Consider the following 15331-nt stretch of genomic DNA (forward strand, 5'->3'; position numbering starts at 1 on the left):
CCGGGCCGGGCCGGGCCAGGCCGGACCCGGCCGGGCCGGACCCGGCCGTGCTCAACGCGCCGGCAGCAGGTACCCCAACTGCGATACCGCAGGCCACAGTTCGTCCGCCAGCCGGGCCGCGCCCGCCACCGCGCCGACGAACACCTCGGGCGCGCCCGCCGCGGCCACCAGCCCGCCCTTGGCCACCGTCGCCAGCCCGGCGACCAGCCCCGCCCCGGCCGCCGCCCAGATGCCCAGCGCGAGCAGCGCACCCGCGCCCAGCCCGGCCAGGAACAGCTCGCCCTCACGGGTGAACAGCCGCTGGTCGCGCTGCACCGCGGTGGCCAGCTCGGGGAGCAGCGTCGGCCCCAGCGTGCGGGCGCGCTGGCGGGCGGCGATCAGCCTGAGCATCGCCTCGCGGATCTTGTCGGGCAGTTGCACCGACCGCAGCGGCACCCGGTGGATGTGGTAGAGCACCAGCCCGTCGTAGCCGGGGCGCCCGTTCGCGGGCCGCGGGTGGTCCTTGAACTCCGCCCGGTTGGTGGGCCAGTAGCAGATCCAGTCGACGGAGGTCTCCCCGTTCGCCTCGGTGACGTTGAGCGGCATCGGCAGCACCATCAGCCCCGCGCCGAGCCGCCAGTCGGTGCCCGCGCCGACCACCGTGTCGGGCAGCTGCTTGACGGCGGTCTGCTGCATGACGGCCAGCCGGTTCCCGATCATCCGGCCGCACGGGTCCCGCAACACCGAGATCTTGCCCTGGAGTTCGCGGTAGGTGTCGAGGGCGCCGCCCTCGGTGCCGACCTCCAGGGCTTCCAGCCTCAGCTCCGGCACGTGGTTCTGGATGCCGAGCATGTCCGGTTTGAGCGCCCCGCCGGGGGTGAGCTCGCGGATCGCCTTGACCAGTTTGACCGCCGGGGTGCTCCGGTCCTTGAGCATCCGGGTGATCGCCTCGACCTTCGCCGCCGGGAAGACGTTGCGCAGGTCCTCGGAGAGCACCTGGAGCACCATCCGCAGCACCGGGTCCGGCGGCTGCTGGGTGAGCCTGGCGTAGGGCAGCGCGTCCTGCTGGTCGAGCCTGCCCCGGCCGGGCGTGCCCCACCATTCGCCGATCCGGTCGAGCTGGAAGGTCACCCAGGTCGCGCCGGGGCGGGCCTCGAAGTCCGTCCCGAAGTGGTGGCGGATCCACAGTTCGGCGGCCAGGTACTCGAAGACCGTGGGCGGCTCCGCGCGTGGCGGGCCCAGCAGTTGGCAGGCGTCCTCGTCGCTCAGGAAGCTCACGACATGTCCTTGAGCGGGCTGCTGACGGCGATGTCGGTGCCGGAGGTCGGCGTGTACTCGTTCCACTCGGCGATCAGGGTGCCGTGCCGGCCCGGGCGGCGGACCGGGAACGGTGTCAGGGTGCCGTCGTGGCGGTGGGTGAGGCCGGCCAGCAGCAGGTGCCGCCCGTCGTCCGGGACCCGCACCACCCGGGCGGTCTCCTGGATCCGGCGGTCGTCGTACTCGTCGACGAGCACGACGGCGTCCGCCTCGAAGCCCGCGCTGGACGCCACCGGCACCAGGACGGGCGCTCCCCCGGCGGCCGGTTCGACCGCGGCGGCGCAGGTGGTCACCACCTCGTCCTCCAGCAGCAGCGCGCTGCTGCCGGGGTTGGCCGGCGGGATGCCGGGGTAGTTCCGGTCGTCGTAGGCGGCGATCTCCCGGGCGATGGTGAGGTACGGGTGGTCGGCGGGCAGCGGGGCGCCGTGGAAGCCGCCTTCGGCGAAGCGCACCCAGGCCTCCTCCCAGCCCTTGCGCACGGTGAGCACCACCCGGGCGCTGCCCGCGCGCAGGAAGGCCTGCCGGTTGGCGTCGGGGTGGGTGATCCTGCTGACGAAGCCCCAGGCGGCGGGCGCGTCCCAGAAGTACGAGTAGAGGAAGGTGACGACGTTCTCCCACTCGATGGCCTGGTTGATGAAGGCCACCTCCGCCTCGTGCCCGAGCACGGCCGCCCAGGCCGCGGCGCTCACCCCGATCCCGCCGGTGTCGTCGCCGGGGAAGCCGGCGCCGTGGCGCAGCCGGTCGGGGTCGTTGCCGACGGAGGCCTTGAAGGCGTCGACCACCTCCTGCGGCATCACGTGGTAGTCCACGCCGAGCAGGAAGCGCAGCACGCCCTTCATGACCTCGTCGCTCTCCTCGCGCCGGAGCGTGAGGGTGTCCACGCCGTTCAGCCGGTCCCGCAGGGCGGCGGCGCGGGCGGCGAGGTCCTGCTGTTCGGCGTAGTACTTGGTCTGGGCGGCGTTGAACAGGGCCGACCAGACGCCGTTCTGCCACTGCCGCCGGGCCTCGTCGGTGGGTTCGACGACGGCCGTGAGGCTGAGCCAGGTCTGCCGGTTGTTGACCAGGTGGAAGCTCACCACGGACGGTCCGCCCGCGTGCCGCAGCAGCGCGCCGTCGGCCGGGTCGGCGAGGTCGACCGGGCCGTGGGAGCCGAACGGCTCGTTCCACTCGGGGATGGTGCTGCCGAGCACCTTGAGGTTGTAGTTGTAGTCGCCGGTGCGGCTCTCGGAGGCGAACTGGAACCAGAGGTTCTTGATCCAGTAGCCGTCCGGGACGGTGAGCGGCGGCGCGTCGTAGATGCCGGCGCCGTCGTTGTTCGGCGCGGTGGCGTTGACGTGGACGTCCGGGTGCGGGCCGGGGGCGAGCTGCACCACGGCGCCGTACCGCTCGGCGAGCACCAGGTAGTGCGGCTGGCTCTCGCCGGGGCGGACCTCCTCGGTGATGTCCGAGTGCGGCACGTCGAACTGGAACGGCCCCACCTTCGATTCCAGCGCGGCGAGTTCCGCGTAGGCCTCGCGCAGCGCGCCGGCCGGTTCGGGGATCGCCAGGTCATAGGTGAGGCGCAGCCCGGAGCGGTAGAGCCGGACCCGCCACTTGCGCATCATGCTGAAGTAGTCGATCCGGATCGGGTCGGTGGGGCTGGCGTTCTTCAGTGTGCGGGTGGTGGTCTCCGAGGAGCCGGCGACGGTGGTCGTCGTGATGGTGACCTTGTGCTCCTGCTTGGTGCGGGAGGAGGCCTTCTGGGTGAGCGTGGTCGCGTGCTTGCGGCTGTCGGTGGCGGACTGGGAGTCGGAGTTCTGGCTGGTCATGCCTGAGGTGACGGAGCCGGAGATGAGCGGGATGCCGCCGGAGACGGTGCCGGTGACGTTGAACTGGTTGCTGTGCTGCAACTGGTTGGTGGTGGACTGGGAGAGTTCGGTGTTGTCGGTGACGCCGGTCTCGCTGACGTTCTCCAGCGTGTCGGTGACGATCGAGCTGAACTCCTTGGAGGTGACGGACCACTCCTTCTGGGAGACGGCCGTCTCCTCCAGCGGCGCGAGCGGGATGGTGGCGACGAGTTCGCCCCGCTCGATGCCGGCCGGGGCCATCTCCAGGCGTTCCAGGTTCATCATGCCGATCGGGGTGACGGCCGCGTTGTGGTCGTAGGCGGCGTTCGCGGCGGCGGCCCGGGCGGCCAGCGCCAGGCCCTCCTCGGTGCCCGCGGCCCGGCGCACCCGCTCCAGCGCGTCGCCGAGGGCGCGCAGCGCGGCGCCGTCGACGGCGGCGAGGGCGGCGGCCCGCAGCGTGCGATCGGCCGGGGCGGCGGCGCCGGCGGCGAGCAGTTCCCAGGGCAGGTCCGCCGTCACCTGCTCGCGGACGGCGGCCACTTCGCCGGGGCCCAGGTCGAGTCCGCGCAGGTAGGCGTGCCCGGCGAAGGCCGGGCCGCGCTGCGGGCCGTCCACCCGGAGCGGGACGAGGGTGGCCTTCGGGATGCTGCGGGCCGCGTGGCCGAGCACCGGCGGCTGGCCGTCCGGCCACGGTGGTGTGGGCGGGGTCGGCGGCGTCGGCGGTGCGGGTGTGTCCGGGAAGTGGTCGGGCATGGCGGTCCCCTCCGTCCGTCTGCTGCCCCGAGCCCTACCCGGCGCCGCCCGGGGGACGCGCCGCGCCCGAACGGCTCGCGGCGCACGGCGGGTTGCGAGGAAGTGCGGCAGGGCTGCCGGGCCCGCCCGCACGCCCCTCAGAGCGTGAGCGCCCGCGCCGACGCCCAGAGCATGAGCGCCCGCACGCCCTTCAAAGCGTGAGCGCCCGCGCGCCCCTCAGAGCGTGAACGCCCGCGCGCCCCTCAGAGCGTGAACGCCCGTACGCCCCTCAGAGCGTGAGCGCCCGCGCCGACGCCCGGATCGGCGCCGGGAGTTCGGTGCCGCCGCGCAGATGGCGGTCCACCGCCGCGGCCGCCGCCCGCCCCTCGGCGATCGCCCACACGATCAGTGACTGCCCGCGCCCGGCGTCCCCGGCGACGAAGACGCCCGGCGCGCCGGTGGCGAAGTCGTCGTCCCGGGCCAGGGCGCCGTCCGGGCCGGTGGCGAGGCCGAGTTGGGTGATCAGCCCCTGGTCCGGCTCCGGGCCGCTGAAGCCCAGCGCGAGCAGCACCAGCTCGGCCGGGACGCTCCGCTCGGTGCCGGCCCGGGGGCTGCGGTCGGCCGGTTCGGCCTCGGCGAAGCGGACGGCGGCCAGCCGGCCGTCCGGTCCGGCCTCGAAGCCGAGCGTGGTCGCCGCGAACACCCGGGGCCCGGCCGCCGTGGCCCCCGACTCCTCGTGCGAGGTGGTCTCCCGGTACACCTTCGGGTGGACGGGCCAGGGCTGCCCCGGCGCCCGGCACACCGGCGGGCACGGGTTGATGTCGAGCTGGGTGACGGAGGCCGCGCCCTGGCGCAGCGCCGTCCCCAGGCAGTCGGCTGCGGTGTCCCCGCCGCCGACGATCACCACGTGCCGGCCCTCGGCGGACACCGGCGGGGCCGCGCGGTCGCCCTCGTCGACCCGGTTCGCCCAGGTCAGGTAGTCGATCGCCTGGTGCACGCCGGGCAGGCCGCACCCCGGCACCGCCAGCTCCCGGCAGGCGGTCGCGCCGACCGCCACCACCAGCGCGTCGCACCCGGCCCGCAGTTCCCCGGCCGCGAGGTCCCGGCCGACGGACACCCCGGTGCAGAAGTCCGTGCCCTCGGCCCGCATCTGGTCGAGCCGCCGGTCCAGCCGGTGCTTCTCCAGCCGGAACGGCGGGATCCCGTAGCGCAGCAGCCCGCCTAGGCGGTCGGCCCGCTCGTACACCGTGGTGGCGTACCCGGCCCGGGTCAGCTGTTGTGCGGCGGCCAGGCCGGCCGGGCCCGAGCCGACCACGGCCACCCGCCGCCCGGCGCTCCGCTCGGGCGGCTGCGGCAGGTCCCAGCCCTCTTCCCAGGCCCGGTCGGTGATCGCCAGCTCGACGTTCTTGATCGTCACCGCCGCGCCGTCGATCGCCAGCACGCACGCGCTCTCGCAGGGCGCCGGGCAGAGCCGTCCGGTGAACTCGGGGAAGTTGTTGGTCGCCAGCAGCCGGGCGGCGGCGGCCCGCCAGTCCGCGTCCGCCACCAGCCGGTTCCACTCCGGCACCAGGTTTCCCAGCGGGCAGGCGTGGTGGCAGAACGGCAGCCCGCAGTCCATGCAGCGGCCCGCCTGCCCGCCCACCACCGGCAGCGGCGCCCGCGGCCGGTACACCTCCCGGGAGTCCCCCAGCCGCTGCTGTGCGTCCCGCCGCTCGCGCTCGGCGCGCGGGGTGGTGAGGAAGGCCATCCGGTCTGCCATCGCGGCCTCCGGCGGGGTGTGCCGACAAGGACCCGGTGGCACCCCCGGCGGACACGCCACCGTGTGGCCACCGTACGCCCGTCCCCGGCGCTGCGAAAGCCGCAGCCGGTACGGCCACCGGCCGGGCCCGGACCCGCGGACCCAGGGACCCGACGGAGGCCGTCGCCCGGACCCGCCGGACGCCGCCGCGGGCGCGCCGGGGAGAATCGGGGCCATGACCCACACCGTGCTGATCGCCGAGGACGACCGGGCCATCCGCGACTCCCTCACCCGCGCCCTCCAGCTGGAGGGCTACCGGGTGAGCACCGCCGCGGACGGCGCGCAGACCCTGGCCGCCCTCACGGAGCAGCGCCCGGACCTGCTGGTGCTGGACGTGATGATGCCCGGCCCGGACGGCCTGGAGGTCTGCCGCCGCCTGCGCGCCGACGGCGACCGCACCCCGGTCCTGATGCTCACCGCCCGGGTCGAGGTCCCGGACCGGATCGCCGGGCTCGACGCCGGGGCCGACGACTACCTGGTCAAGCCCTTCGACGTGGACGAGCTGTTCGCCCGCCTGCGCGCCCTGCTGCGCCGCAGCCCGCCCGAACCCGCCGGCGGCGGCGTCCTCGCGGTGGCCGACCTGCGGGTCGAGCCGCACGCCCGGCGGGCCTGGCGGGCCGGGCAGGAGCTGGAGCTCTCCCGGACCGAGTTCGACCTGCTGGAGCTGCTGACCCGGCACGCGGGCTCGGTGCTCGACCAGGCCACGGTGTACGAGCAGATCTGGGGCTACGACTTCGGCCCCGGCTCGAAGAACCTCGCGGTGTTCATCGGCTACCTGCGCCGCAAGCTGGACCGGCCCGGCCTGACACCGCTGATCCACACCATCCGCGGCGTCGGCTACACGCTGCGCGAGTCGTGACCGGCCGTGGCCGGCCGCGGCCGCGGCTGCTGTGGCCGCGCCCGGGGCTGCGCACCACCGTCTCGCTCGCCTTCGCCGCGATGGCCGCCCTGGTCGCGGTGCTGATCGGCGCGCTCGGCTACCGCTCCGCCGCCCGGCTGATCCGGGACGATGAGGCCGCCGACTTCACCGCGGCCGTCCAGGCGGTGCACCAGCAGGTCGGCCGGGAGATGCTGTTCCCCGGTGACTTCAACGGCACGAGCGGCCTGAGCGAGGATCTGCTGCGCCCGATCCGGGTCACCTCGCAGTCCCTCGGCCCCGACGGGGAGGTGCTGCCCGGCACCGCCCGGATCGACCTCCGGCCGACCCCGGAGGACCGCTCCCTCGCCCGCTCCGACGCCCCCGGCCAGGCCTCGTCCGGACTTCGGCCCGTGCACGGCGACACCTACCGGGTGGCCGTGGTCTCGCTCGGCGGCGGCCGCGGCGCGGTCCAGATCGCCCAGCAACTGAGCCCCACCGAGCACCTGCTGGCGACGCTGCGGATCCGTACCGGGGTGTCGGTGGCGGTGGTCGCGGTGCTCGCGGGCGGGGCCGGCTGGCTGCTCGCCCGGCGGATCACCGGCCGACTGGTCCGGCTCACCGACGCGGCCGAACTGGTTGCCGCCAGCGGACGGTTGGACGTTCCGGTGCCGGCCGCCGGGACGGACGAGGTCGGCCGGCTCGGCCGAGCCTTCGACCGGATGCTGGGCCGGCTCGCCACGGCGAAGGAGAACCAGCGCCGGCTCGTCCAGGACGCCGGGCACGAGCTGCGCACCCCGCTGACCAGCCTGCGCACCAACCTCTCGGTCCTGCCCAGCCTGGACCGCCTGCCGCCCGCCGAACAGGCCGCACTGATGGCCGATCTGGCCGAGGAGGCACGGGAGTTGACGCTGCTGGTGGAGGAGCTGGTGGCGCTCGCCGCGGACCGGAAGGCCGACGAGGAACCGACCGAGCTGGTGCTGGCCGAGCTGGTGCGCGAGGCCGCCGCACAGGCCCGGCGGCGCAGCGGCCGGGAGATCACCGTGGACGCCGACGACACGGTGGTCACGGCCCGCCCGGACGCGCTGTCCCGGGCGGTGGGCAACCTGCTGGACAACGCCGCCAAGTTCGACCCGGCCGGGACGGCCCCGATCGAGGTGGTGGTGCGCGGCCGCCGGGTCGAGGTGCGCGACGGCGGGCCGGGGATCGACGAGGCCGACCTCTCCCGGGTCTTCGACCGCTTCTACCGGGCCACCGCCGCGCGCAGCCTGCCCGGTTCGGGGCTGGGCCTGGCCATCGTGCACGAGGTGGCCGGCTCGCACGGCGGCGAGGCCTTCGCCGCCAACCGGGACGGCGGCGGCGCCGTGATCGGCTTCACCCTCGGCCCGTAGGGCGTGTCCTCGACCTCCCGTCCGCGCAACACCCCCGTCCGCGCAACGCCGCCGGGCCCCGGGCGTGCGGCAGCGCCCGGGGCCCGGCGTCACGTCGGCCGCCGTGAGACCGCCGTCAAACCGTCGTCAGAGCGCCGCGAGCAGCCCGCGTCCGAGCCAGTCGGCGTTGTCCTTCACGCCCGGCAGGACGAAGAAGTACCCGCCGCCGGTCGGCGAGATGTAGTCGACCAGCGGCTCGTCGATGAGCCGGGTCTGGGTGGCCTCGAACTGCCGCACCACGTCCTGCTGGTAGCAGCAGAACACCAGGCCCATGTCCAGGTTGCCGGCCTTGTCGACGCCCCGGTCGTAGTTGAAGCCGCGGCGCAGGATGCGCGAGGTGTCGGTGTCGGCGGTGCGCGGGTTGGCGAGCCGGATGTGCGCCTTGAGCGGGATCGCCTTGCCCTCCGGGTCCTTGCCGTAGTCCGGCGTGTCGGTCTCCTGGCGGCCGTCCAGCGGCGCGCCGGTGTCGCGGCGGCGGCCGAACATCTTCTCCTGCTCGGCGAGGGTGACGCGGTCCCAGAATTCGATCAGCATCCGGATGATCCGGATGACCTGGTAGCTGCCGCCGGTCGCCCAGGCGGGCTCGCCCAGTCCGTCGGTGACCCAGATCAGCCGGTCCATCTCGCGGGCGGAGGTGGTGTCGGGGTTGACTATGCCGTCCTTGAAGCCGAGCAGGTTGCGCTGGGCGCCGTCCGGGCGGGACTCGTTCTGGAAGCCGTCGATCCGCCAGAGGATCTGCATCGCGCCGCGGGTGTGCCGGGTGATGTCGCGCAGCGCGTGCAGCACGGTGTCCTGGCGGTCGGCGCAGATCTGCAGCGAGAGGTCGCCGTGGAGTTCGGCGGCCTGCAGATTGTCGTTGGGGAAGGTCTTCATCGGGGCCAGCTTGGTCGGCTTGGCCTTGGCCAGCCCGTACCGGTCGTCGAACAGCGAGGCGCCGACGCCGACCGTGACGGTCAGGTTGTCGGTGGGCACGGTGGGGCCGAGGATGCCGCTGTCGGCGGGCGGCGCGCCGACGCCGAGGTCGGGCGGGGTGCCGCCGGCGGTGAGGAAGCGGATCCGCTCGGTCAGGGTCTTGAGGAGGTCCTCCAGGCCCTTGCGGTCCTGGGCTATCACCTGGCAGGACACGAAGGCCGCGTAGCCGGGGGCCGGGGTGGTGACGCCGGCCTGGTGGTCGCCGTGGAACGGCACGGCCCCGCTCTTCGCCTGGCGGCTGTCCCCGGCGGAGGCCGGGCCGGCGGCCAGGGTGAACGCCCCGCCCGCCAGGACGGCCGCCCCGGCGCCGGCGCCGAGGGCGGTCCGGACGAAGCTTCGGCGGGCCGGGCCGGCCGGGCAGCCGCCCTCGGCGACGGCCGGGGCGGGCGCGGCGGCGTGCGGGAACGGGCAGGAGCCTCCGGTGGCAGCGGTGTGGTCGGTCATCAGGCGGCCTTCCGGATCTCGAGCAGGGCGGGGATGGGGGCGAGGTCTTCGAGCAGCTCGCCGGTGGCGCCGTTGAGCTGGCGGCGGGCGTCGGCGGGGAGCTGCTCCAGCGCGGTCCAGCCCTCGGGCTCGTGGGCGGCGGCGACCAGGTCGCCGACCCGCTTCATCCCCGCGTCGACGCGGGTGAGCAGCTGCGGGTCGCGCTCGTCGAGCAGCGGCTGCAGGACGGTCAGCAGTTCCCGGGTGCCGGCCAGGTTGGCCTGGGTGGTGGCCAGGTTGGTGCCGCTGCCCTGGTCGGTGTCGCCGGTGAGCTCGAACTGGAGGGTGTTCTCCAGGATCTCGTGGGCGCGCAGCGGAAGGTCTCCGGGGTCGAAGTCCTGGCCGGGGAAGTCCTGCCCGAGCTTGGCGACATCGGCGGCCAGCTGGTCGGCGACGGGCGTCAGGTCGGCGGCGGACTGGCCGTGCCAGAGGCCGTACTCCAGGCGCAGGAAGCCGGTGAAGTCCTTGTCCTGGGCCTTGTCGGCAAGCCCGTCGGGCCGGCCGTCGATCTTGCCGTCGAGGTCGGCGAAGGTGCCGTAGGCGGCGCCGAGCGAGGCGTACTGGAGGTGGGCGGTGAGCCAGTCGGCCTTGGCGGTGGCGAGGTCGCCGCCGTGGACGTCGGCCTGGAGCTTCTGGGTCTGCGTCAGCAGGGTCGCGAGGCCCTTGTCGACGTAGTCCTTGTAGGCGTCGAGCGGGCCCTTGAGGTCGTCCTCGGCGACCGGCTTGACGGCCTTGACCTGGCCGCCGCCGGTGACGTGCACGGCGGCCGAGGTGACGGAGGTGCCGCCGGTGGGTACGCAGCGCCAGGCGTAGTCGCCGGAGCCGATGGTCGCGGTCAGCGCGCGGGTGGTGCCGGGGGCCAGGCCCTCGATCTCGCCGTAGACGGCGCCGCTGGCCGGGTTGACCAGGTAGACCTCGGAGACCTTGTCGCCGGTGTTGTGCATCTGGAACACCTGCTGGCCGGGCAGCGGGGTGCTGAAGCCCTTGCCGCACTCCTGCTCGGAGACGGACACGGTTGCGGAGCTGCTCTGCTTGCCGTCGCTGACCGCGATCACGGCCCCGGCGATCACCACCGGCACCGCGACCAGCGCGGTCGGCACGGCCCAGCGCGGCCGTCCGGACCGCACCGGCCCGGCGGCTTCGGGCGCGGCCGCGGCCGCCCCGGCCTTCTCTCCCTGCGCCGCCTTCCCGGGGGCCGGAGCGGTCTTGCCACCGCGGACGCCCTCGACGAACAGCGTCATCACGATGCACAGGTAGGCGAGGTAGCCGACGACCTGGAGGACCGTCATGGTGACGGTCAGGTTGAGGGTGCCCTGCACCAGCGTGGCGTACCAGGAGGAGGCGTCCAGGTGGCCGCTCAGGTCGAACGCGTACGAGCTGCCGCCGCCGACCAGCCCGGACTCCTGCAGGTCGCGCAGGCCGTAGCCGAGCACGCCCGCCGCGACCACGATCAGGCCGGCGCCGGTGATGGTGAAGAACCGGGTGAGGTTCATCTTCAGCGCCCGCCGGTACAGGCCCCAGCAGAGGCCGGCCGAGAGCACCAGGCCGACGGCCGCGCCGAGCAGCGGCCCGGTGGACTCCCCGGCGGTGCGCACGTTGGTCCACAGGAAGAGCGAGGTCTCCAGGCCTTCGCGGCCGACGGCCAGGAAGCTGGTGAGCACCAGCGCGCCGGCGCCCATCGCCAGCGAGGCCTGGACCTTCTCCTTCAGCTCGGCGGAGAGGGTGCGCGCCGAGCGGCGCATCCAGAACACCATCGCGGTGACGAAGCCGACCGCGATCAGGCTCAGCACCCCGCCGAACGCCTCCTGGGCGTGGCCGGAGAGGTTGGCGGCGGTGAAGGTGAGCACCGCGCCGAAGCTGAGGCTGAGCGCGATCGCCGCCGCGACGCCGGTCCACACCTGCGGCAACCGGGCCTTGTGCCCGAACCGGACGAGCGTGGCGACCAGGATCGACACGATCAGTCCGGCTTCCAGACCTTCGCGCAGCCCGATCAGAAAGCTGGGAAACGCCTCATCCCACATGCAGCGGGCTCCTCCCCCGGTCACCCCGGGTCGTACCTGAACTCGGCGGCCCGCCGCGGGTGGCGGCGGCGCGGCACAGCCGAACGCCCCGGACACGAGGGTCCGGGGCGCTTCGACTTAGCTTAGGCAAACCTTAGAGCCGCCGTGGTCAACAGCACCCCCCGTTCAGGTAAGGGTTCGGTATGAGGGCTGCCGAGCCGGCCCGGCTCAGCCCCACCACTGCTCCGGCACCGTCTCCGGCTCCGCCGGCACCGCCACCGGCGCGGCGGCGGGCGTCACCAGCAGTTCGCCGCCGCCCGTCTCGGCGACCAGGTAGCCGCACTCGCGCAGCACGACGGCGGCCGCACCGCTGACCGCCTCGCGCGCTCCCCGGGAGGGCGGCCCGTCCGGCCCCTCCCCCGGCGACCAGCCGACCGCCACCCCCGGCGGCCGATGGCCGATCCGCAGCAGGGACGGGCCCGACCCGGCGTCGATCCCGGCGCGGGCGAGGGCCGCGGTGACGTCCTCGAAGAGTTCAGGGTGATCCACCATTGGCGCAGCGTAGGCCCGGGATCGCGCGACCTCCGGACGCGGCGCGCGCCGAAACGGTTCAGCGGCACCCGGGCGCAGCACCGCCACCCGTCCGGCGGCCGATCAGACGCCAGGACCCCCCGTACGGACCGACACGAGCGGCCGTACGGACCGATGGACGTGCACAGTCGGCCCCCTGCCGACAGCATGACAGAGTAAGCGCTCCATCACCCTGAGCAACGGGCCAGTGGGTCACCCGCTCCGCGTGCCGGTTCAGCCGGCGGGCCCGTATCGAGAGGTCCCATGATCACAACACTTCGCCGGCCGGCGTCTTTGCCGGCGGGCCTCCAGCCCGGCACGCCGAGGACGCCGGGGAGCCCGTCGTGAGAACCGACCAGCAGTCGCAGCCGGGACCGGTGACCAGCACGCGCGCCAACCCCGCGAACAAGGCCGAGGCCCTGGCCGACTGGACCGACGGCCGGGTCGGCATCTACTCCCTGGCCAAGGCCAATCTGCGCAAGATCTTCCCGGACCACTGGTCCTTCATGCTGGGCGAGATCGCGCTCTACACCTTCGTCATCATCATCATCACCGGCGTCTGGCTGACCCTCTTCTTCAAGCCGAGCATGGGCGAGGTCATCTACGACGGCTCGTACGTCCCGCTCAAGGGCATCCAGATGTCGGAGGCCTACGCCTCGACCATCGACATCAGCTTCGAGGTGCGCGGCGGCCTGCTGATGCGCCAGGTCCACCACTGGGCGGCGATCGTGTTCGTCGCCTCGATGCTGACGCACATGATGCGCGTCTTCTTCACCGGCGCGTTCCGCAAGCCCCGCGAGATCAACTGGGTCTTCGGCGCGCTACTGCTGTTCCTCGGCATGTTCGACGGCTTCATGGGCTACTCGCTGCCGGACGACCTGCTCTCCGGCACCGGCATCCGGTTCATGGAGGGCGCCGTCCTGGCCGTGCCGATCGTCGGCTCGTACCTGCAGTTCTTCATGTTCGGCGGCGAGTTCCCCGGCCAGGACATCGTGCCGCGGCTGTTCACCGTGCACGTGCTGCTGATCCCGGGGGTCATGGTGGGCCTGCTCGCGGCGCACCTGATCCTGGTCTTCTACCACAAGCACACCCAGTTCGCCGGGCCCGGCCGGACCAACGACAACGTGGTCGGCATGCCGCTGATGCCGGTCTACATGGCCAAGGCCGGCGGCTTCTTCTTCCTGGTCTTCGGCGTGGTCGCGTTCATGTCGGCGATCGCCACCGTCAACCCGATCTGGGCCTACGGCCCCTACCGGCCCGACCAGGTGTCCACCGACGCCCAGCCGGACTGGTACATGGGCTTCTCCGAGGGCCTGGTGCGCGTGATGCCCGGCTGGGAGATCAGCGTCTGGGGCGGCCACACCCTGAACCTCGGGGTGTTCGTCCCGCTGATGGTCTTCCCGACCGTGCTGCTGATCATCTGGTGCTACCCGTTCCTGGAGGCCTGGGTCACCGGGGACCGCGGCGAGCACCACATCGCCGACCGGCCGCGCAACGCACCGGTGCGCACGGCCGTCGGCGCGGCCTGGATCGGCCTCTACCTGATCCTGCTGGCCGGCGGCGGCAACGACCTGCTCGCCACCCACTTCCAGCTGTCGATCAACGCGATCACCTACGCGGTGCGCACCGGCTTCTTCGTCGTGCCGGTGGTCGTCTTCGTGGTCACCAAGCGGTGGTGCCTGGGCCTGCAGCGGCGCGACAAGGAGAAGGTCCTGCACGGCCGGGAGACCGGCGTCATCAACCGGCTCCAGCACGGCGAGTTCGTCGAGGTGCACGCGCCGCTCCCGCCGGGCCGGATGTTCACCCTCACCGCGCACGAGCAGCCGCAGCCGGAGGACCTGCCGCCGGAGGTGGACGAGAACGGGGTGGTCCGCAAGGCCGGGCTGTTCGCCCGGGCGAGGGCCAAGCTGTCCCGCGGCTTCTACGGCGAGGGCAGCCAGATCGCCAAGCCCACCGCCGAGGAGCACCAGGAGATCAGCAGCGGCCACGGCCACCACTGATCCCCGCGCACACCCGAGGGCCCGCTGCGCCGTCATCGGCGCGGCGGGCCCTCGGGCGTGCCGGCGGATCGGCCCGGCTCAGGCCTCAGGCCCGCAGGGCCGCCGGGACGACGGCGAACAGCGCCGCCGCCAGGGTGACGGAGAGGCAGAGCGCGGCCCAGCGGGCGCAGATCCGGCGGCACTCGCTGCGGTAGCGGGCGGCCAGTCGGCGGCAGCGCTCGACGGCACGGTCGACGACCTCCTCGGCGTAGCGCAGGCGGTCGGCGGCGTAGGCCTGCTCCAGGCTCTCCCGCTCCGCGGCGGGCAGCCACGGGAACTGCCCGGCGAAGGCCCGGGCGTCCCGTTCGGCCGCCGCCACCTCGGCCTCCCAGGCGAGATAGCCCTCCAGCCGGGCGATCTCCGCCCGGGCGTTCACCCGGCCGCCCCCGGCGGGCCGGCCCTGCCGAGGGGTCCGCGCTCCCGGCGGACGCTGTCTGCCACCCATGACCGCTCCTCATGTCCTGTCGAGGCGTGCTGTCGGGACGCCCTGTCGAACCGTCCCGCCGAACCGGCGCGGGAGACCGCTCCGCAACCAGGCCACTACTATCAGTGACCACACGGGCGGGCAGGGCGACTCGCCGAGCCGCCGCGCGACTCCTCGCAACCCCGCCGGGGCGGATCCGCCCCGGAGTGTCGGCTCCGAAAAAGTTGCGTGCCGCGCACTCTTGCGCGGCGCGCAGGTTTCCAGGGAGAGTGGCTGGCATGACGAAGAGTCAGATCGGTCTGCGGGAACGGAAGAAGGCCGCGACCCGGGAGGCACTGAGCTGGGCCGCACTGCGCCTGGCGGTGGAACGGGGCCTGGAGAACGTCCGGGTGGAGGACATCGCGGCCGCGGCCGGGGTGTCACCGCGCACCTACAACAACTACTTCTCCAGCAAGGCCGAGGCCATCGTCTCCCGGCACTGCGACCGCATCCGGCTCGTCGGCGAGGCGCTGCGCGAGCGGCCCTTGGCCGAACCGCTCTGGGAGGCGCTCACCCGGGCCACCCTCGCACCCTTCGACGGCGCGGCGGAGCAACCGGACCCGCAGTGGACCGCCGCGGTGCGGCTACTGCTGCGCGAACCGGCCCTCCAGGCCGAGCTGGCCCGCGCCGGCGCGGACGCCGAGGCCGGGCTCGCCGCAGCGGTGGCCGCCCGGACCGGGGCCGACCCCGGCGGCCTCCACCCCAGACTGGTCGCCGCCGGCGTCCTGGCCGCGCTCAGGGCGGCCAGCGACGTATGGCTGCGCGCCGACCCGCCGGTACCGCTGCAACCGCTCCTGGCGGAGGCGCTGCGGCAGCTGGCGGCCGGCCTCCCCGAACCGTCGTCCTCGTGAACTCACCGTCGCACA

The 15331-nt window shown here is 73.9% G+C and carries 11 protein-coding genes; 4 read left to right on the plus strand and 7 right to left on the minus strand.

Features of this window, described 5'->3' with window-relative positions:
• Positions 1 to 51: 51 nt before the first annotated feature.
• From ACFWPT_RS22245 to ACFWPT_RS22255, 3 genes are all read right to left on the minus strand, one after another.
• On the minus strand, positions 52 to 1257 hold the full coding sequence (locus ACFWPT_RS22245; protein ID WP_380483677.1) for a hypothetical protein: 1206 nt from the start codon (positions 1255 to 1257) through the stop codon (positions 52 to 54).
• Positions 1254 to 3875: a hypothetical protein gene (locus ACFWPT_RS22250; protein WP_380483679.1), complete on the minus strand. Its 2622-nt coding sequence runs from the start codon at positions 3873 to 3875 to the stop codon at positions 1254 to 1256. Before ACFWPT_RS22250 ends, ACFWPT_RS22245 begins: the two co-directional genes overlap by 4 nt.
• Positions 3876 to 4143: 268 nt before the next feature.
• Complete coding sequence (locus ACFWPT_RS22255; protein ID WP_380483681.1) at positions 4144 to 5613, minus strand: glutamate synthase subunit beta; 1470 nt, start codon at positions 5611 to 5613, stop codon at positions 4144 to 4146.
• Positions 5614 to 5827: 214 nt separating this feature from the next.
• Between ACFWPT_RS22255 and ACFWPT_RS22260 the strand changes: the two genes are divergently transcribed.
• Together ACFWPT_RS22260 and ACFWPT_RS22265 are read left to right on the plus strand one after the other, a co-directional pair.
• Entirely contained in the window at positions 5828 to 6511 is a 684-nt protein-coding gene (locus tag ACFWPT_RS22260; protein WP_380371150.1) for a response regulator transcription factor, read from the plus strand.
• Complete coding sequence (locus tag ACFWPT_RS22265) at positions 6508 to 7899, plus strand: sensor histidine kinase (protein WP_380483683.1); 1392 nt, start codon at positions 6508 to 6510, stop codon at positions 7897 to 7899. The genes ACFWPT_RS22260 and ACFWPT_RS22265 overlap by 4 nt, the downstream gene beginning before the upstream one ends.
• Before the next feature lie 126 nt (positions 7900 to 8025).
• Here the strand turns inward: ACFWPT_RS22265 and efeB are convergent, their stop codons facing one another.
• The 3 genes from efeB to ACFWPT_RS22280 form a co-directional block, all read right to left on the minus strand.
• Complete coding sequence (gene efeB, locus ACFWPT_RS22270) at positions 8026 to 9354, minus strand: iron uptake transporter deferrochelatase/peroxidase subunit (protein ID WP_380483685.1); 1329 nt, start codon at positions 9352 to 9354, stop codon at positions 8026 to 8028.
• Positions 9354 to 11414 (minus strand): iron uptake transporter permease EfeU, encoded by a 2061-nt coding sequence (gene efeU, locus ACFWPT_RS22275; protein ID WP_380483687.1) that lies wholly within the window; start codon positions 11412 to 11414, stop codon positions 9354 to 9356. The genes efeB and efeU overlap by 1 nt, the downstream gene beginning before the upstream one ends.
• A 207-nt stretch (positions 11415 to 11621) precedes the next feature.
• Positions 11622 to 11945 (minus strand): hypothetical protein, encoded by a 324-nt coding sequence (locus tag ACFWPT_RS22280; RefSeq protein WP_363373004.1) that lies wholly within the window; start codon positions 11943 to 11945, stop codon positions 11622 to 11624.
• A gap of 395 nt (positions 11946 to 12340) precedes the next feature.
• Here ACFWPT_RS22280 and ACFWPT_RS22285 point away from each other — a divergent pair, with 395 nt between their 5' ends.
• Entirely contained in the window at positions 12341 to 13963 is a 1623-nt protein-coding gene (locus ACFWPT_RS22285; protein WP_380345539.1) for a cytochrome bc complex cytochrome b subunit, read from the plus strand.
• 85 nt (positions 13964 to 14048) lie between these two features.
• On the opposite strand, the gene ACFWPT_RS22290 is transcribed toward ACFWPT_RS22285, so the two are convergent.
• Positions 14049 to 14447, minus strand: a complete 399-nt coding sequence (locus tag ACFWPT_RS22290) for a cytochrome C oxidase subunit I (RefSeq protein ID WP_159398309.1) — start codon at positions 14445 to 14447, stop codon at positions 14049 to 14051.
• A 257-nt stretch (positions 14448 to 14704) separates the two neighbouring features.
• On the opposite strand from ACFWPT_RS22290, the gene ACFWPT_RS22295 reads away from it, so the two are divergent.
• Entirely contained in the window at positions 14705 to 15316 is a 612-nt protein-coding gene (locus ACFWPT_RS22295) for a TetR family transcriptional regulator (RefSeq protein ID WP_380371164.1), read from the plus strand.
• Positions 15317 to 15331 lie beyond the last annotated feature (15 nt).

This window comes from Kitasatospora sp. NPDC058478, from assembly GCF_042720345.1.
GTDB lineage: Bacteria > Actinomycetota > Actinomycetes > Streptomycetales > Streptomycetaceae > Kitasatospora.